This window comes from Pseudonocardia sp. CA-107938 (genome assembly GCF_050936315.1).
Taxonomy (GTDB): Bacteria; Actinomycetota; Actinomycetes; order Mycobacteriales; family Pseudonocardiaceae; genus Pseudonocardia.
The window spans coordinates 1220422-1237729 of sequence record NZ_JBNJNA010000002.1; the positions used below are offsets into that span (position 1 = coordinate 1220422).

The 17308-nt window shown below is 72.0% G+C and carries 16 protein-coding genes; 7 read left to right on the plus strand and 9 right to left on the minus strand.

What is annotated here, in order from left to right; genetic code table 11:
• Nucleotides 1–154: 154 nt before the first annotated feature.
• On the minus strand, nucleotides 155–1882 hold the full coding sequence (sulP, locus tag ACQEVB_RS38770) for a sulfate permease (RefSeq protein ID WP_432984216.1): 1728 nt from the start codon (nucleotides 1880–1882) through the stop codon (nucleotides 155–157).
• Between the two features lie 155 nt (nucleotides 1883–2037).
• Nucleotides 2038–2778 (minus strand): STAS/SEC14 domain-containing protein, encoded by a 741-nt coding sequence (locus tag ACQEVB_RS38775; protein WP_432984219.1) that lies wholly within the window; start codon nucleotides 2776–2778, stop codon nucleotides 2038–2040.
• 629 nt (nucleotides 2779–3407) lie between these two features.
• Here ACQEVB_RS38775 and ACQEVB_RS38780 point away from each other — a divergent pair.
• Together ACQEVB_RS38780 and ACQEVB_RS38785 are read left to right on the plus strand one after the other, a co-directional pair.
• A complete protein-coding gene (locus tag ACQEVB_RS38780; RefSeq protein WP_432984222.1) occupies nucleotides 3408–3620 on the plus strand; it encodes a hypothetical protein in 213 nt (70 codons plus the stop codon).
• A 78-nt stretch (nucleotides 3621–3698) separates the two neighbouring features.
• Nucleotides 3699–6092 carry a phosphoketolase family protein gene (locus tag ACQEVB_RS38785; RefSeq protein ID WP_432984226.1) on the plus strand — a complete coding sequence of 798 codons (2394 nt, stop codon included), beginning with the start codon at nucleotides 3699–3701 and terminating at the stop codon, nucleotides 6090–6092.
• Between the two features lie 21 nt (nucleotides 6093–6113).
• Here the strand turns inward: ACQEVB_RS38785 and ACQEVB_RS38790 are convergent, their stop codons facing one another.
• The 6 genes from ACQEVB_RS38790 to ACQEVB_RS38815 are packed head-to-tail and all read right to left on the minus strand — an operon-like array spanning nucleotide 6114 to nucleotide 13284.
• A complete protein-coding gene (locus tag ACQEVB_RS38790; protein ID WP_432984229.1) occupies nucleotides 6114–7622 on the minus strand; it encodes an NADH-quinone oxidoreductase subunit C in 1509 nt (502 codons plus the stop codon).
• Complete coding sequence (locus tag ACQEVB_RS38795; protein ID WP_432984232.1) at nucleotides 7619–9133, minus strand: proton-conducting transporter transmembrane domain-containing protein; 1515 nt, start codon at nucleotides 9131–9133, stop codon at nucleotides 7619–7621. Before ACQEVB_RS38795 ends, ACQEVB_RS38790 begins: the two co-directional genes overlap by 4 nt.
• Complete coding sequence (locus ACQEVB_RS38800) at nucleotides 9133–9795, minus strand: hypothetical protein (RefSeq protein WP_432984235.1); 663 nt, start codon at nucleotides 9793–9795, stop codon at nucleotides 9133–9135. Before ACQEVB_RS38800 ends, ACQEVB_RS38795 begins: the two co-directional genes overlap by 1 nt.
• A 14-nt stretch (nucleotides 9796–9809) precedes the next feature.
• Nucleotides 9810–10760, minus strand: a complete 951-nt coding sequence (locus ACQEVB_RS38805; protein ID WP_432984238.1) for a respiratory chain complex I subunit 1 family protein — start codon at nucleotides 10758–10760, stop codon at nucleotides 9810–9812.
• Entirely contained in the window at nucleotides 10757–12802 is a 2046-nt protein-coding gene (locus tag ACQEVB_RS38810; RefSeq protein WP_432984241.1) for a proton-conducting transporter transmembrane domain-containing protein, read from the minus strand. The genes ACQEVB_RS38805 and ACQEVB_RS38810 overlap by 4 nt, the downstream gene beginning before the upstream one ends.
• Nucleotides 12799–13284 (minus strand): NADH-quinone oxidoreductase subunit B family protein, encoded by a 486-nt coding sequence (locus ACQEVB_RS38815; RefSeq protein ID WP_432984244.1) that lies wholly within the window; start codon nucleotides 13282–13284, stop codon nucleotides 12799–12801. The genes ACQEVB_RS38810 and ACQEVB_RS38815 overlap by 4 nt, the downstream gene beginning before the upstream one ends.
• Nucleotides 13285–13560: 276 nt before the next feature.
• On the opposite strand from ACQEVB_RS38815, the gene ACQEVB_RS38820 reads away from it, so the two are divergent.
• The 3 genes from ACQEVB_RS38820 to ACQEVB_RS38830 all read left to right on the plus strand — a co-directional run bounded on the left by ACQEVB_RS38820 (nucleotide 13561) and on the right by ACQEVB_RS38830 (nucleotide 15342).
• Nucleotides 13561–14301 (plus strand): hypothetical protein, encoded by a 741-nt coding sequence (locus tag ACQEVB_RS38820; protein WP_432984247.1) that lies wholly within the window; start codon nucleotides 13561–13563, stop codon nucleotides 14299–14301.
• Between the two features lie 127 nt (nucleotides 14302–14428).
• The gene (locus ACQEVB_RS38825; protein ID WP_432984250.1) at nucleotides 14429–15019 is read left to right on the plus strand and encodes a hypothetical protein; all 591 of its coding nucleotides are present in this window, start codon (nucleotides 14429–14431) and stop codon (nucleotides 15017–15019) included.
• Complete coding sequence (locus ACQEVB_RS38830) at nucleotides 15016–15342, plus strand: ArsR/SmtB family transcription factor (protein ID WP_432984253.1); 327 nt, start codon at nucleotides 15016–15018, stop codon at nucleotides 15340–15342. The genes ACQEVB_RS38825 and ACQEVB_RS38830 overlap by 4 nt, the downstream gene beginning before the upstream one ends.
• A 118-nt stretch (nucleotides 15343–15460) precedes the next feature.
• Here the strand turns inward: ACQEVB_RS38830 and ACQEVB_RS38835 are convergent, their stop codons facing one another.
• The gene (locus ACQEVB_RS38835; RefSeq protein WP_432984256.1) at nucleotides 15461–15853 is read right to left on the minus strand and encodes a DUF5313 family protein; all 393 of its coding nucleotides are present in this window, start codon (nucleotides 15851–15853) and stop codon (nucleotides 15461–15463) included.
• Nucleotides 15854–15942: 89 nt separating this feature from the next.
• Between ACQEVB_RS38835 and ACQEVB_RS38840 the strand changes: the two genes are divergently transcribed.
• Both ACQEVB_RS38840 and ACQEVB_RS38845 read left to right on the plus strand, forming a co-directional pair.
• Complete coding sequence (locus tag ACQEVB_RS38840) at nucleotides 15943–16389, plus strand: hypothetical protein (protein ID WP_432984259.1); 447 nt, start codon at nucleotides 15943–15945, stop codon at nucleotides 16387–16389.
• Nucleotides 16352–17155 carry a LamB/YcsF family protein gene (locus tag ACQEVB_RS38845; RefSeq protein WP_432984262.1) on the plus strand — a complete coding sequence of 268 codons (804 nt, stop codon included), beginning with the start codon at nucleotides 16352–16354 and terminating at the stop codon, nucleotides 17153–17155. The genes ACQEVB_RS38840 and ACQEVB_RS38845 overlap by 38 nt, the downstream gene beginning before the upstream one ends.
• Nucleotides 17156–17308 lie beyond the last annotated feature (153 nt).

Genomic DNA, 17308 nt, shown 5'->3' on the forward strand with positions numbered 1-17308 from the left:
GGTGTCGCACACGCGACGAGCCTCGCGCAAGCCCGGGAGCTCGGCGATCGTGCTGCGCCGGTCGCCGTCGGAGAGCCCGTGGAACGCGGTGTGGTCGTTCGTGATCGCGCCGGCCCGGCAGCCGACCCGTGATCCGTGAAGGACCCGACCGAGTTCAGGTCGGGCGGGGTGTCGCGGTCTCGGCGGCGCGGAAGGCGTCGACCGCGGTGGGCAGTGTCGCGAACACGTGCTCGGTCCCGATCCGGTCGATGAGCCCGGCGCGCGCGAGGTCTTCCAGTACCTCGTGCTTGGTGCGGGCCAGTGCGAGCACCGTCCCGCGCCGGTCGAGCTCGTCACACAGGCCGGTCAGGGAGTCGGCGGCGGTCACGTCGACCTCGACGACGGCCTCCATGTTGAGCAGCAGCCACCGCGGGTCCGCGGCCGAGTCGAGTGCGCTGACGGCACGTGCACGGAAGTCGTCGGCGTTGGCGAAGAACAACGGCGCGTCGTAGCGGAACACGACCAGCCCAGGCACGGTCGTGGCGCCGGGGTAGTCGTCGACGTCGTGCATGCCGGCCACGCCGGCGACGAAACCGAGCACGGCCGAGTGCGGGCGCGACACCCGCCGCAGGACGTCCAGGACGGACAGGCCGATCGCGGCCAGGACGCCGTAGAGGACCCCGAGGGACAGGACGGCGATGGTGGTGGCGAGGGCGAGCGCCAGCTCCGAGCGGCGGAACCGGCCGAACCTGCGGAACTCGCCGACCTCGACCAGGCGCGCCGCGGCGGCCACGACGAGGGAGCCGAGCGCAGCGGTGGGGAAGTCGGCCAGGACGGGGCCGCCGACCAGCAGGACAACGATCAGGACCGTGACGGTCACGAGCGACGTCAGCTGGGTGCGACCGCCGACGGACTCGGCGATCACGGTGCGGCTACCGCTGCTGCTGACCGGGAACCCGTGCATCACACCCGCTGCGATGTTCGCCGCACCGAGCGCGAGCATCTCCCGGTTCGCATCGATGCCGTGGTCGCCCCGAGCGGCGAACGCGCGCGCGGTGAGGACGTTGTCGGAGTAACCGACCATGGCGACGCCGAGCGCGGGCAGGAGCAGGGCCGCGAGGTCCGTCACGCCCACCGCGGCGAGGCCCGGCGTAGGCAGGCCGACGGGGACGTCGCCGACGACGGCGATCCCGATGCCGTCCAGCGAGAGGGTCGTCGTCGCGAGCGTGGCCGCCAGTACGGCGATGAGCGGTCCCGGCAGCCGGGCTGACACCAGTCGGGTGGCCCCGAGGAGCGCGAGGACACCGGCTGCGAGGGCGACGGTCGGCAGGTGGGCCTGTTCGAGCCGGCCGGCGAAGGACCCAACCTGAGCAACGACCGTGTCGCCCGTCACCGGCACACCGGTGGTGCGGCCGAGCTGTCCGGCGATCATGACCAGCGCGATGCCCGCCATGTAGCCGACGAGCACGGGCTTGGACAGGGCGTCGGCGAGGAAGCCGAGCCGGGCGATCCGGCCGAGCAGGCAGATGCCGCCGACCAGCAGGGCGAGCGCGGCCGCGAGCACCGTGTACCGGCCACCGTCGCCGAGGGCGAGTGGCGTGATCGCCGTGGCGGTCAGGAGAGCGGTCGTCGACTCCGGTCCCACCGACAACAACCGCGACGATCCGAGCACGGCGTAGATCGTCAGCGCCCCGACCGACGCCCACAGCCCCGTGATCGCCGGCAGGCCCGCGACCTGTGCATAGGCGAGAACCTGGGGCACCAGATACGCGGCGACCGTGATCCCGGCGAGCAGGTCACCGGTGAGCAGCGAGCGGTCCCTGCGGCGGAGTGCGCGCAACCCGGGGCGCAGAGCAGGCGCCGAACCGCGGAGCACGCGCATGAGCACACCACTGGCGCGCATCGAACCTCCCTCGCAGACAGCGCCATGATCCGCGGGAGCAGCGGCACGACCCCAGTGCCGAGCGCCACGCCCGCACGGGTCGCAGGTCCCGGCTACGCCCTGCTGACCGCCGAGACACCCGCGGGAGATGCCGCGGAAGCGGGGTCACCTCGACGTCAAGCCTTCCCGCCGGCCCAGGCGACAGCGGCGTCGATGTCGGAGAAGGGGAACCGTCGTACCTCGGCGTGCAGCACCCGGCCGGCGACCGCGGCGCCGATGCCGGCCGCCGTCCCGTCGACGGCGAGCGCGACCTTCTCGATCCGCCGGTGATGGGCGAGGACGAACCGCAGGTGGCGCGTCAGCCCGCCGACGTTCTCCCAGCCGGGCACCGTCGGCGCGTGCACGACCAGCCCGTGCAGGGTGGGGTGTTCGGCGAGCCAGCCGTCGACGACCGTGGCCAGCGACTCGACGTCCGCGACGCCGATCGGCCCGCTCGCCTCGACGACGACGACTCCGGCGTCGGGCAGCACCCGATGGGTCAAGGACGCCCCGGCCGGGGCTTCGAGTAGCCACTGCACCGCTTGCTCGCGGTCGGCGAGGGGGAAGACCCGCACAGGGAACGGCATGAGGAACGCCATGAACGGGGTGACCTCGCGGACCCACGCGACGTCGGTGACCAGGGCGCACGCCGCCCACACACCCAGGGCCCGGAGGCCGAGGTTGATGTCCTCGAACGCGGCGGACGGGGTGATGCCGTCGTAGCTCTCCACCTCGACGAGGGCCCGCAGCGTGCGACCGTCCCGCAGCGCGTCGTCGACCAGGGGGAGGACGACGGTGTCGTAGTCCTCCCGGGTCAGCTTGCCGGCGCAGCGGACGCCGGTGATGCCGTCGGGCAGCCCGCTCATGATCTCGATCATGGGTCTCCTCCTCGCGGTGTCGGTGTCGTCGACGCTCTGCGACGACGTTGTCGGCCACCACGGTCGAACGTCCCGGCCCCGGTGCCGAACGGTCCGGTTCGCGGTCAGCCGGCGGAACCCGCGTACGCGCCCTGCACGATCGTGCTCACCTCGTCGCGCGGCATCGCTGCGGCGTCGACGGGGAAGTTTCCCTGGCCGCGGGCCGTCGGAAGATCCCGAGAGACCAGCACGTGCCAGGTCGGCCGGTCCGCCACCTCTCGGGCTCGGAGGCCGCGGTGTCGACCACCACCGGCAGCGCGACGTCGGGTGCGGCGTCCGGACCGGCGAGCGCGTCGAGCACCCGGCGGCGGCCCCACCCAGCTGTCGGACCGGTCGTTCCGTGCGCTGCGACGCGCGGAACGTCAGCGGACCACCTCGCCGGGTGCGGAAGGCCACATGGGACGCACAACGACCCGACCCCGCGGCAGCGCCTCGCGTCGCGTGGGGCTGTCCGCGGGAATGTGGGGACTTTGGTCCCTCGACGCCCGGTGGGGCACCGACCAGCATGGGTGGCGCTTCGAGAATCACCGTCGGGTGGGGCGAGAAACGAATGGACGGCGCGGAGGAAGGTGAGCCGTGCAGGTGGCGAGGTGGCCGAGATCGACCGCGCGGGGTGCTGGCCATGCTGGCTGGCGCGCCGGTCGGACGGCAGCACGCTTGCCGAACTGGTCGCCGTCCTGACCAGTCCGTGGGTCGCCGGACGCGACGGGCACGTCGTCTCGATTCCCCCGCAGATGCCCAGCGGGCGCTGTCTGCTGTCGGCGGTCGAGGCGGTGCCCGGTCCGCTGCCGGCGTCCGTCTAGGCGGCACACCAGATCCGGTGCGCGGCCGCCGCTGTCGCGTCCGCCCGCGGCACCCTCCCAGCCCCTGGAGAACCTCGTATGACGATCACCGCTGGTGCCGGTCCCTTCCCCGCCCCCGGTACGGAGGACGTCGGACTCGACCGCGTCGACGCGTGGTGGCGCGCGGCGAACTACCTGGCCGTCGGGCAGATCTACCTGCTGGACAACCCGCTGTTGACCCAACCCCTGGCGCCGGAGCACATCAAGCCGCGACTGCTCGGGCACTGGGGCACCACGCCGGGTCTGACCTTCGTGTGGGCGCACCTCAATCGCGTGCTCCGTGCACGCCAACAGGACGCGTTGTTCGTCACCGGGCCGGGACACGGGGGTCCTGCGGTCGTCGCCACGGCCTGGCTGGAGGGCACGTACTCCGAACGGTTCCCCGAGGTTTCCCGCGACGGGTCAGGGATGCGCCGGCTGTTCCGCCAGTTCTCCTTCCCGGGCGGGATCCCGAGCCACGCCGCGCCGGAGACGCCCGGTTCGATCCATGAGGGAGGGGAGCTGGGCTACTCCCTCGCGCACGCGTACGGCGCCGCCCTGGACAACCCGGATCTGCTCGTGGCGTGCGTGATCGGTGACGGGGAGGCGGAGACGGGCCCGCTGGCCACCTCCTGGCACGCCAACAAGTTCCTCGACCCGGTCAGCGACGGCACCGTCCTGCCGATCCTGCACCTCAACGGCTACAAGATCGCCAACCCGACCGTGCTCTCGCGCATACCCGAGCGCGAGCTGATCGCGTTGTTGGAGGGGTACGGGCACGAGCCGTTCATCGTCGACATCGCCGCGGACGACGACCCGATGGCGGTCCACGCGCGCATGGCCGCGACGATGGACCGGATCCTCGACACCATTGCGGACATCCGCGAACGCGCGGCCGGCGGTCGGCTCGACGGGCGGGCGCGGTGGCCCGTCCTGGTGCTGCGCAGCCCCAAGGGCTGGACCGGCCCCGCCGTCGTCGACGGCGTTCCGGTAGAGGGCACGTGGCGGGCCCACCAGGCGCCGCTGGCCAGGGTCAGGGAGGACCCGGCGCACTTGGCGCAGCTGGAGCAGTGGCTGCGGTCCTACCGCCCCGAGGAGCTCTTCGACGCCGAGGGTGCGCCGGTGGCAGACCTCGACGCCGTCGTACCGGTGGGCGACAGGCGGATGAGCGCCTCTCCGCACGCCAACGGCGGCGAGCTGCTCGAACCGCTGCGCCTCCCGGACTTCCGGGAGCATGCGGTCGCGGTGTCCCGACCCGGTGGTGCGACGGCCGAGGCGACCCGGGTGCTCGGCACGTGGGTGCGCGAGGTGGTGCGGGTCAACCCGACGAACTTCCGCCTCGTCGGGCCGGACGAGGTCGCGTCCAACCGGCTGCAGGCCGTCTTCGACGTGACCGAGCGCCTGTTCACCGGCGAGCTGTTGCCGACCGACGAGCACCTCAGCCCGCACGGACGCGTCCTGGAGGTGCTGTCGGAACACCTGTGCGAGGGCTGGCTCGAGGGTTACCTGCTGACTGGCCGCCACGGCATCTTCACCTGCTACGAGGCGTTCATCCACATCGTCGACTCGATGGTCAACCAGCACGCCAAGTGGATCAAGGTGAGCCGGGCGATCCCGTGGCGGCGCCCGATCGCGTCGCTGAACTACCTGTTGACCTCGCACGTGTGGCGCCAGGACCACAACGGCTTCTCCCATCAGGACCCGGGCTTCATCGACCACGTGGTGAACAAGAAGTCCGAGATCGTCCGCGTCTACCTGCCGCCGGACGCCAACACGCTGCTGGCGGTGATGGACGGGTGCCTGCGGGGGCGGGACCTGATCAACGTCGTCGTCGCCGGCAAGCAGGACGCGCCCCAGTGGCTCGGTCCCGACGAGGCGGTTGCGCATGTACAGCGGGGGATCGGCATCTGGGACTGGGCCAGCAACGACGCCGGCGAGGATCCCGACGTCGTACTGGCGTGCTGCGGTGACGTGCCGACGCTGGAGGCGCTGGCCGCCGTCACGCTCCTGCGCCGGTACCTCCCGCAGCTGCGGGTGCGGCTGGTCAACGTCGTGGACCTGATGTGCCTGCAGGACCCGCGGGAACACCCCCACGGGCTGCCGGACCGGGAGTACGACCTCCTTTTCCCGCCCGGCTGCCCGGTGATCTTCGCCTTCCACGGGTACCCGTGGTTGATCCACCGCCTCACCTACCGCCGGGCCAACCACGACCACCTGCACGTGCGCGGCTACAAGGAGGAGGGCACCACGACCACGCCGTTCGACATGCTGATGCTGAACGACCTGGACCGGTTCCACCTCGTCGCCGACGTGATCGACCGGGTACCCGGCCTGGGCGCCCGGCGCGCCGCGCTCCGCCAGCACATGCTCGACGAGCGGCTGCGGTGCCGCGACCACACGCGCCGGACCGGCGAGGACGCCCCGGACGTGCGCGACTGGGTCTGGCCGGGCTGAGGTGCTGATGGTCGGTTCGGATCAGAGGTCGTTGCCGGCGTAGGAGAGGTTGAAGCTCTTGTTGACCAGCGGGAAGTCGGGAACGATCGTGTCGGCCAGTGCGACCGGCAGCGCGGGCCAGTTGAAGAAGCTGGGATCGACGATCTTCACCCGGGTCAGCGTGGCGTCCGGGCCCAGCTCGACGCGGTGCACGATCGTGCCGCGCCATCCCTCCACGATCCCTACTCCCGATCGCGTCCCGGTCAGCGGCGGGGACGCCGCGTCGGGCTCTTCCCCGGGGGCGGTGGCGAGTGCGGTGATGACCGCGACGGAGTGGTGGAACTCCTGCGCGCGGATGCGGAATCGGGCCAGCACGTCGCCATCGGGATCGTCGAGGACGGGGCGCGGGAGCGGGCCGGGCAGCGACGGGTGGTCGTAGCGGGCGTCGACGCGCAGGCCGCTGGCTCGGGCGACGTAGCCGAGGGCTCCGATGTCGGTGGCCTGGGCGGCGGTGATGACGGCGGTGCCGGCGAAGCGGTCGCGTATCACGCTGTGGCCCAGCGCGAGGCCGACGATCTCGGCGACGTCATCGGCGATCGCACCGAGCACGTCCGGGTTGGGCAGAGTGCGCAGTATCGTCCTGGTGGGCTGGATGGCACCGCGCAGGAGCCGGTGCCCGGTGACCTGGTCGTTGAGCCGCAGCAGTTGTTCGCGGACCCGCCCGGCGTGGCTGTTGAGCACGCTGTGGGCGACGTCGTTGCACAGGGCGCCGATGTCGGTGACGTGGTTGTAGAGCCGTTCCAGTTCGAGCAGGACCGCGCGGCGGCGGTGCACCTCGTCGGTGACGGTGATGTCGAGTGCGTCCTCGACGGCGGCGCAGAACGCGAGGGTGTGCCCGACGGAGGTGTCGCCGCTGATGCGTTCGGCGAGGTCGATGCCTTGGCTGGGGGTGCGGCCCTGGAAGAGCTTCTCGATGCCGCGGTGCACGAACCACAGCCGGGCCTTCAGGTTGAGGATGGTCTCGCCGACCACGGAGAACCGGAAGTGTCCCGGTTCGATCATGCCGGCGTGCACGGGGCCGACCGGGATCTCGTAGACCCCGGGGCCTTCCACGGTGCGGAACGGGTAGGGGCCGTCGACGTCGGCGAAGGCGGGTGGTTCGCCGGAGTCGGACAGCATCGGGTACCACCCTCGGGGCCAGTGGAAGTGCCGGACGAGTCGCCGCGGCAGGGGGTGGTCGACCGGTGTGATGCCGAACAGGTCGCGCATCTCGCGTTCGAACCGGCCGGCGGGGAAGGACATGCCGGCCAGGCTGGGCACGCGCGGCCGGTCAGGGTCGAGCGGGACGTGCAGCTCGGCGCGGCGCGCCGGATCGATCGTGGTGGCGGCGCGGGTGAACAAGTACACCGCACGGAGCCCGCCGCCGGTCGGGCGGTCGTCGTGCCCGGCGACCAGCGCGAGGCGGAAGCCGTCGGCCAGCAGCGCGCGGGCCTGGTCGGGGAGCTCGTAGGCCACGATCGTGGACGCGCTCGTGGCTGGGATGGAGGTCATGGCGTTCCCGTCAGGGTGTGGGTCGCTGCGTCGAGCAGGACCGACAGCGGTCCGGTGGTGACCCCCAGCGTCGCGGCGGCGAGCAGCCCGCCGAGCAGGGCGGCTGTGGTAGACCGCGGCAGGGTCCGTGTCACGGTGTCCCCGCCCGGCGCCGAGCCGGGCTGCTCGGCCGGCTCGCCGAGCAGCATCCGGCTGGTGTGGTTGATCAGTGCCGCAGCGATGACGACGACGAGGACCAGCGCCGCGGCGGTGGCCACGGCGAGCGCTGCCGAGCCGCTGAAGCCGGCGCGGGCGATGCCGAGCTCGCTGGCGAAGAGGCTGAACGGGGGCATGCCGAGCAGCGCCAGCACGCCGACGCCGAGGCAGCCGGCGAGCACCGGCCGGTCGGTGGCCAGCCCGCGCACCTCGTCGATGCGGCTGGTTCCGGAGGTCTGCAGCAGGTGTCCGGCGCCGAGGAACAGCACGCTCTTGACCAGCCCGTGCCCCAGGACGTGCAGCAGCACCGCGGCGGTCGCGGCGGGTCCGCCCACGGCTGCGCCGAGTGCGAGCAGGCCCATGTGCTCGATGCTGGAGTAGGCCAGCATCCGTTTGTAGTCGCGCTGGGCCAGCAGCAGCGACGCGGCCACCCCCAGCGAGGTGAGCGCGGCGGCGATCAGCAGCATGCGGGTGAACGCGGGCCCGATCGCGATGTCGGCGATCACCTTGGTCCGCAGGATCGCGTAGAACGCGACCGACAGCAGCACCCCGGACATGAGCGCGGAGACCGGGGCCGGGGCCTGGCTGTGTGCGTCGGGCAGCCAGGCGTGCAGCGGCGCCAGCCCGGCTTTGGCGCCGAACCCGACGATCAGCAGGACCACTGCGAGCCGGGTGACGCCGGGGTCGAGCTCCGGCGCCGCGACGACCAGCGCGGCCCAGTCCAGTCCGGCGCCGGCTCCTGTCTGCTGCCCGGCGTAGTTGAGCAGCACGAGCCCGAGCAGGGCCAGCGCGATCCCGGCGGAGCAGATCACCACGTACTTCCACGCCGCCTCGACCGCAGCCCGGGTGCGGCGCAGCCCCACGAGGAACGCGGTCACGATCGTGGTCGCCTCGATCGCCACCCAGAGCACACCGAGGTCGGCGGCGAGCACGGCCGTCGCCATCGCGGCCAGGAACAGCTGCGCCAGCACGCCGTACCGGGCCGTGGTGCGCCCGCTGGCCCGCCCGGCGGCGATCTCGGCGGCGAGGTGGGCGGGGGTCGCGATGGCGGCGAGCAGCGCGACCGCGGCGATCACGATCAGCATGAAGGTCGAAAGCGCATCGACCCGCAGCAACCCGCCGACGCTGACGGCCGATCCGCCGCTGATCACCCGCGCTGCCAGGACCACCGCCACGACCAGTGAGGTCGCCGCCGACGCGACGCCGAGCCACGGCAGGCCCAGCGGCGCTGCGGCACGCCGGTGCCCCGCGACGGCGTGCACGAGTGCGCCCGTCGCGGGGACGGCGACGGGGAGGACGGCGAGCAGGGTGGTCATCAGTCGTGCAGCTCCCGCAACTCGTCCAGATCGGTGTTGCCGAACGCCGCGCGCATGCGCCCGGTCAGCACCTGCAGCACCAGCACCGCGAGCAGCACGTCCATCGCCACTCCCACCTCGACGACCAGCCCGATCCCCGCGGTGGTGAGGAACCCGACGGCGGTGATGCCGTTGTCCATCAGCAGGAACCCGACCAGCTGCGACACCGCGCGGCGGCGGGTGACCAGCACGAAGAACCCGATCAGCACGACCGCCATCCCGATCGGGACGGCCTGGGTCGCCGGCGACGGCGCGAGCTGCACGAGCGGCTGGGACACCGCCAGCGCGAGCAGCGTCAGCACTGCCGCGGCCAGCAACGACGCGGCGACGTTGACCAGCGGCCGGACCTCCCGGGAATCCGCGGCTGTTCCGACCAGTGCCCGGCGCAGCACCGCCGGCAGCACGCCGGCCCGTAGCACCAGCACCCCGACCGCCACGCCGCCCAGCTCCGGGTCACCTTCGTGCACGGCCATGACGGCGACGAGGCCCGCGAGAGCGACGCCTTGCGCGGCGAACACGCGGATGATCACGGAAAGCTCGCGGCGCCACAGCACGAGTACCGCGGTGAGCAGTAGCGCGCCCGTGGCGAGGTTGAGCAACTGTACGTACCCGGCGGCGTGCATCTTCGGCGTCCTCCTCAGGCCAACAGGTAGGCGGCGGTGACGGCGAGCAGCGCGAGCAGGAACGAGCCGGCCAGGAGCTCGGGTACGCGGAACAGCCGCACCTTGGCCAGGAACACCTCGGCGAACGCCAGCGCCGCGGCGAGCACGGCCACCTTGGCGACGAACGCGGCGACCCCGACCAGTACCGCGACGAGCCCGGCGTCGGTGGCGATCCCCCACGGCAGGAACAGGTTGGCGAGCAGCCCGAGGTAGACCGACAGCCGCATCGCCGAGCCCAGCTCGATCAGCGCAAGATCTGGTCCGGCGTACTCGAGCACCATCGCCTCGTGCACCATCGTCAGCTCGAGATGGGTGGACGGGTTGTCCACCGGCAGCCGCCCGGTCTCGGCCACGATCACCACGATCAGCGCGACTGCGGCGAGCAGGCTGGCCGGCGAGACCACCCTGGCCGGATCGGCCAGGGTCGAGCTGATGATCGCCGAGAGGTTCGTGGAGCCGACCCGCACCGACAGCGCGAAGATCGCCACCAGCGCGGTGGGCTCGACGAGAGCCAGGATCGTGGTCTCCCGGCTGGCGCCCATCCCGCCGAACGCGGTGCCCGTGTCCAGGCCGGCCAGTGCCAGCACGACGGTGCCGTGCGCGAGCAGGGCCACCACCACGAACAGGTCTGCGACCGCCGGCAGCGCAGATGCGGTGGTCACGAACGGCGCGATCACCGCGACGGTCAGTGTCATCGCCACCATCAGCACCGGCGCGGCGCGGAACATCTCGCTGGTGCCGCGCGGCGTGATCGACTCCTTGCGCAACTGCTTGCGCAGATCGCGCCACGGCTGCCCGACCCCCGCGCCCACCCGGCCCTCCAGCCGGGCCCGGACCTGCCGCATCAGCCCCACCACCAGCGGCGCTCCCGCAACGATCGCCACCGCCTGCAGGACGGCGCCGACGACCCCGAGCGCGATGATCATGCGATCACCAGCAGGACCAGCAGCGCGCAGAGGGTGTAGAAGCCGTAGCCGAGGTAGCGGTGCACGCTCCCGGTGGCCAGCAGCCGCCCGGCCCGTCCCCACGCCGCGGCCGCGGCCAGCATCGGGTCGTAGAGGCGTCGCTCGACCCGGTCGGGCACCCGCCTCCGGTACGCCACCGCCGAGACCAGGTAGCGCGACTCCCGTAGGTGGGTGACGTCGACGTCCTGCACCGGCTGCAGCACGTCGTCGAACACCCGCTGCAGCGGCTCGGCGAACGAGGTCGCGGTGTACTCCATCCGCTCGGTCAGCGGTCCGCCACCGCAGTCCCACAGCCGCGCCGTGCGGCGCGGTCGCCGCGCTCGTCTCACCAGGAGCAGCCGCGGCACCGTCACCACCAACACCGACGCGCCTGCCAACGCGACCGCCAGTAGGAGTGGTGAGAGCGACCCGGCGATGCCGACCAGCTCGATGGTGATCACCCCGGCCACCGGGGCCGGCGACCCGATGAGACCGGCCGCCACCTCGCCCAGCGTCGGCAGCACCAGCATGGGCGCGACCGCCACCCCGAGTGCGGCGAGCCCGGCCAGCGCCATCCCGATGATCATGGTCGGCGGGCTCTCCCGGGCCTGCGCGGCGGCGTCGCTGCGGGGACGGGCCAGGAACCCCACTCCGAACGCCTTCACGAACGTGACCGCTGACAGTCCGGCGGTGAGCGCCACCGCCGCGACGGCGATCGGCAGCACGATCGACGGCACGATCGACGGCACGATCGACGCGGCCGTGCCGGGTGCGGGCAGGCCGTGGATCAACGCCTGCACCAGCACCCACTCGCTGACGAACGCCGTTCCCGGCGGCAGTGCCGACGCGGCCAGCGCGCCCGACCCGAACGCCGCGGTCGTCAACGGCATGTTTGCCCGCAACCCGCCGAGGGCGTCGAGATCACGGGTGTCGGTGGCCTGCAGGACCGAACCGGCCGACAGGAACATCGCCGTCTTGAACGCGGCATGGCCCAGCACGTGCAGCAGGGCCGCGGCCAGGGCCAATGCGGCCAGCACGGGGTTCCCGGTGGCGGCGAACAGCCCGCTCGCGCCGACCCCGACCAGCACCAGCCCCATGTTCTCGGTGGTCGAGTAGGCCAGCAGCCGCTTCAGGTCGGTGCTGATGACCGCCTGCAGGATCCCGTACACCGCCGAGCCGGCGCCCAGCGCCAGCACGAGCAGCCACCACCAGCGCTCGCCCCCGCTCAGCAGGTCGAACCCGACCCGCACGATGCCGTAGACACCCAGGTTCACCATCGCTGCCGACATCAACGCCGACACGTGGCTGGGCGCCTCCGGGTGTGCGCGGGGCAGCCAGGCGTGCAGCGGCACGATCCCGGACTTGGCACCGAACCCGACCAGGCACAGCACGAACGCAAGTCCGGCCACCGACGGCGACAGGCTCGGCGCGGCCGCGCGCACCGCGGCGAAGGAGTCACCGGCCGCCGGCGCGGACAGCAGCAGCAACCCGATCAGGACGGCCACGAATCCCAGGTGGGTCATCACTGCGTACCAGCGCCCGGCGGATGCCACCTCGACGCGGCGGCGGTGCTCGGCGATCACCAGCACCAGCGAGGCCAGCGCCATCAGCTCCCAGCACACCAGGAACGTCGCGACGCTGCCGGCCACCGGCACGAGCAGCAACGACAGCACGAACATCGGGACCGCGGCCTGCACGCACCGCCCGTCCAGGCCGTGGCGCGCGTACCCGATCCCGTACACCGACGCCGCGACGGTGACCGCACCGCCGACGGCCAGGAACACCCCGCTCAGCCCGTCCACTGCCACCACGACACCCGAGAGCGGCAGCACCGCGGGCAGCTCGACCGACCACCGCTGCCCCAGTGATGCGGCCGCACCTGCCACCACGCCGGCCGCCCCGGCCGCGGCCGTGAGTGCCCCGACCAGCACCGGTCGCGCGCCCCGCCGGACCACGAGCGCGGCCACGACGGCGGCGAGTGCGGTGCCGACCGCGGCGCCCAACGCTGCTGCGATCGGACTCATCGCCCGGTCAGCGTCCGCAGCGACTCGACGATCACCTCCGGGCGTGGCGGGCAGCCGGGTACCTCCAGGTCGACCGGAACCACCTCACCCACCGGACCGACGACGCCGTACGCGCCGGCGAACAGACCGCCCGTGCAGGCGCAGTCGCCCACCGCGACGACCAGCCGCGGTGCCGGCACGGCGTCGTAGGTGCGGCGCAGCGGCTCGGCCATGTTCCGGGTCACCGGACCGGTCACCACCAGCGCGTCCGCGTGCCGCGGCGAGGCCACCAGCCGGGCGCCGTAGCGCTCGGCGTCGTACACCGGGCCGAACGCCGACCCGATCTCCACCTCGCACCCGTTGCACGACCCGGCATCGACGTGGCGGACCTGGACCGAACCACCCAGCGTCAGCGCGACTTCCGGTCGTCCCGCTGTCGGGGCGGCAGGGGCCGGTTCGGCGACCCGCCCGAGCCGCCGGATCTTGCGCCACAAACTCAGCACGGCATCGTCCATCCCACTCGAGCGCCAGGACCCACCGACGATCACCGCGTCGACGGACCGAACATCCATCATCTTGCCGTAGTCCGCACTTGCTAAGATGCGAAAGTCTGGAAATGGCATTGTGCCGTGTCAGGAGGTGCCGCGGTGAAGCAGGTGGCCCGGTACCGATCCCCTGCCGTCGCAGTGCTGAGCGGCCCTGGCGGCCCCGCGGCGGCGGGATCACGATCCGCGCGGGTCCAGGCAGACCCGGCTGCCCTCGCCGCGCAGGTGCGCACCTTGGGAAGGTTCGACCCGGAAAGAGTGATCATCCTGCCGGTCGGCGACGATCTCGCGGCTCGGGTGGACGACCTGCCGGATCAGTTCCGCGCCGTGGTCCTGGCTCAGATCGACCCCGTGCGCGCGCGAGAGGAAGCGGAGCGGGCGGCCGAGCACGGCCTGCGCCTGGTGGTGAGCGATCACGACGGCGCCGCGGCTGCGTTGTGCGCGGCAGTGCTGCGCCACCTCAGGATCGTCGGGCGACCCACCGAGGTCGCCAAGGTGGCGATCGCCGGTGGCGACCATCTGCCCGCACTGGCCCCGCTGCTGATGATCGCCGGCGTGTGCGATCTGCTGTCCTGGCAGGACAGGTACGCGACAGCATTCCCGTGGACACAGGCGATCCGCGATGCCGACGTCGCGGTCGACCTGCGCCCGGGGATGCGCGCTGCGGCTGAGGCGGAGAGGATCGCGCAGGACCGTCCTGAAGGCTCGATGCTGCGCCCGGCCGATGCCGCGTGGAGCCACCACGTCGTCGCGGGCGTGCTGCGCGTGGCGTTGGCCTGCCCGCCCGGGTCGATGCACCTGGATCTGGGCGTGTTGCGCGCATGCGCGACCGCGATGGTCTTCGCCGCCCCGCGACCCGGACACGGGCGGATCAACGACGCCGCGATCACCGACGCCGTGGAAGCGGCGGTGCGCCGCTGCATCGACCCGCGGCTGGCCACGTCGGGCGCACCCGACGGCAGTGAGGTGATCTGAGGTGTATGCCCGGGTCAACACTGTCTTCGGGCGGCGGGACCAGGTTGCCGCCGGCGTCGCACGCGCGGAAGGAACCGATCGCGCCGCGGTCGAAGCCGCCATCGGCAACCGGGGCCTGACGACCCTCATGGACAGCGACGCCGGCGTGGTCGTCGCGGTGTCCTACTGGGATCGTCCCATCCAGTCCTCCGCCCCCAACCTCACCCGGGTCCGGGAACGCATCAAGGCGGCAGCCGGCGGCGATCTCGTCGCCGAGAGCTACGCCGTCGCCTGGCAGGAACCCGGCCTCGCACCGGCATGGCCCGGCGCCACGGTGCGCATCGACCGCATGCAGATCGATCCGGCCACCGCTCTCGCCGAGCAGGAACTCATCCGTACACACCTGATGCAAGAGACCGTGTTCGACAAGGCCTTCCGCGGCGCCGAACTCATGATCGACCACGGAACCGGGGCGACACTACTGGCCACGACGTGGACCAGCGCCCCGGCGGCCACCCGCGCCCACGCGGTCGTCGCGCAGCTGCGCCACACGGGAGGCGGGACCACCATCACGCTGCAACGGACCGAGACCTACGTGCTGGTGCGCGGCTGCGGCCCGATCACCACCCCGGAACGGGTCGAGCGCAGGGTCGGGACCGATCGGCCTCAGGTGCGCGAGGCCCGCGTCGACGGTTCGGACGATGGGTGCGAGACGACAGTGGGGGCGCAGCTGCGGTGAGCAGACCCCTCTATCAGCTCAAGGCCGAGTTCTTCAAGACGCTGGGCCATCCGGTGCGGATCCGCGTACTGGAGCTTCTCGGCCAGCGTGAGCAAGCGGTGTCGGAACTCCTGGCGGCCATCGCGATCGAGCCGGCGAACCTGTCCCAACACCTGGCCGTGCTGCGTCGCGCAGGTCTCGTGACCACGCGCAAGGACGGATCCGCCGTGCACTACTCGGTGACCGGCCACCGCGTTCCCGAGCTTCTGGCGGTGGCCCGCTCGATCCTGACCGGGGTGCTGTCCGAGCAGATCGAGCTGCTGCAGGGCCTGCGAACGCCGTGACCGCGCACGCGTCCCTTGCGTCCTTGTCGCAGTCATGCGGGCCAGATGCCTGACCGGGTTCTGAAACCGCCCGGTCGACACGGCCGGGTCGACGCGGCCGGGCACACCGCCACGCGCATCAGGTTCGGTAGCGGGCCGCGTAGCGAGCAGCGGCCTGGGCTCGCCGCGGTGCCGATGCGGCGTCGCGGACCCGATCGGCCGTGCCCGGTGGGTAGCCGGCGGCCTGCACCCGATGCTCGACCGAACCGTCCATGATGAACAACGAGTACTGCAGGGCCACCAGCCAGCCCAACAGGACCGCGACCAGCCGAGCCCACAACGGACCAGGAATGACGATGACGATCGGCACCGCGAGCGGGCTGACCTGGACGAACGACCTGACCAGGTGGCGCAGTCGCCATGTGCGACAGGTCGCGTCGTGCAACACCCAGCCGCGAAAGGCCTGTGGCAGCCTGCCGCCGAACGCGTACCACAACCATCGCAACGGCCCCGGGCGCCGGCTCACCGTCACCCCTCAACCGTAGACCACCAGCAGCAGGCCAGCACTTGCGGGTTTTCGCAACTGCGTACATCATTGACTTCCGCTGAGGCTGTCGGAAGTTGGTGATCATGCTCGGGGAACTGCGCGAACAGACGATGCTGGCCCGGCACAACCTCGCCATGGCCAGGCAGAACGGACCTGACCACGACGTGGACATCCACCAGGCCCGTCTCGACGACCTGCTCGACATCGCGCACCGCCACGGAATCGATGTCGCCGCCTGGATGGACCAGGACACGGACTCAACCTCCGACCGTGGCGCAACGGAGCCGGCCACCTCTGAGGACTCCACGACCATCGCCCCGGGCTCGAGCATCACCCCGGAACCGTGCGAGCGGTCCACCGCAGGGATCCTGGGCGGACTTGCGAGCCTCAGCCCAGGTGATCACCAGGCTCCGGCCGGACCTCCCCGCCATGGCGTCGCAGAGCGGGCCATCGCCATCCACACCGCAGAGTGCTGGCAACACCATGAACGCAACGACCGCCACGCACCCGATCGCCGCTGAGGCCGAGCCGACCCGGGTGGCGTTGACGTCCGACATCGGTGAGGGGTTCGGGCGCTGGAGCCTCGGCGAGGACGATGCTCTGCTCGAGATCATCACGAGCGCGAACGTCGCCTGCGGTTTCCATGGTGGCGATCCGGGCATCATGCGGCGCACGTGCGCCATCGCGGTGGCGAACGGGGTGTCGATCGGGGCGCAGGTCAGCTATCGCGATCTGCACGGCTTCGGCCGTCGGTACATCGCGATGCCAGGCCCAGAGCTCCGGGACGACCTGCTGTATCAGATGGGAGCCCTGGAGGTCTTCGCGCGGTTGGCCGGCGGCCAGGTCGACTACGTCCGGGCGCACGGCGCTCTCTACAACGCGACCGCCAAGGATGCCGAGCACGCCCAGGCACTCGTCGACGCGACGGTGGAGTTCAACAAGAACCTCCCGCTCCTCTGCCAGGCGGGCACCGAGACGTGGCGTCGTGGCCAGGATGCCGGTCTGCGAGTCGTCTCGGAGGCCTTCGTCGACCGCGCGTACACCGCCGAGGGGTTGCTGCAGCCCCGCACCCAGCCACACGCATTGCTGCAGAACGCGGACGAGGCCGCTGATCGGGCCGTGCACATGGCGACCGACGGCGTCATCACCGCGAACGACGGCAGCCGGATCGAGGTGCGGGCCGAGGCGTTGCTCGTGCACTGCGACACCCCGGGCGCCGTCGAGATCGCTCGCCGGACCCGAGCCGCGCTCGAGGCTGCAGGGATCGAGCTTCGCCCGGTGCGGTGAACCGCAGTGCGGCACGGTCGATGCACCGGTCGACCGACGGATCGGGCGACGTGATGGGCCGCGGGCACCGCTCCCCAGCGTGCCCGCGGCCCCGCACGGATCGCGACAGTGGTGCCCATGCCCGCGATCCACGGCCCGGCGATGTCGTTCACG

Coding starts and splice junctions, on each gene's coding strand:
- sulP (WP_432984216.1), bottom strand. CDS start 1,882: ATGCGCGCCAGTGGTGTGCTCATGCGCGTGCTCCGCGGTTCGGCGCCT.
- ACQEVB_RS38790 (WP_432984229.1), bottom strand. CDS start 7,622: ATGACCTCCATCCCAGCCACGAGCGCGTCCACGATCGTGGCCTACGAG.
- ACQEVB_RS38775 (WP_432984219.1), bottom strand. CDS start 2,778: ATGATCGAGATCATGAGCGGGCTGCCCGACGGCATCACCGGCGTCCGC.
- ACQEVB_RS38795 (WP_432984232.1), bottom strand. CDS start 9,133: ATGACCACCCTGCTCGCCGTCCTCCCCGTCGCCGTCCCCGCGACGGGC.
- ACQEVB_RS38800 (WP_432984235.1), bottom strand. CDS start 9,795: ATGCACGCCGCCGGGTACGTACAGTTGCTCAACCTCGCCACGGGCGCG.
- ACQEVB_RS38845 (WP_432984262.1), top strand. CDS start 16,352: ATGAACGCAACGACCGCCACGCACCCGATCGCCGCTGAGGCCGAGCCG.
- ACQEVB_RS38805 (WP_432984238.1), bottom strand. CDS start 10,760: ATGATCATCGCGCTCGGGGTCGTCGGCGCCGTCCTGCAGGCGGTGGCG.
- ACQEVB_RS38785 (WP_432984226.1), top strand. CDS start 3,699: ATGACGATCACCGCTGGTGCCGGTCCCTTCCCCGCCCCCGGTACGGAG.
- ACQEVB_RS38825 (WP_432984250.1), top strand. CDS start 14,429: ATGGACAGCGACGCCGGCGTGGTCGTCGCGGTGTCCTACTGGGATCGT.
- ACQEVB_RS38810 (WP_432984241.1), bottom strand. CDS start 12,802: ATGAGTCCGATCGCAGCAGCGTTGGGCGCCGCGGTCGGCACCGCACTC.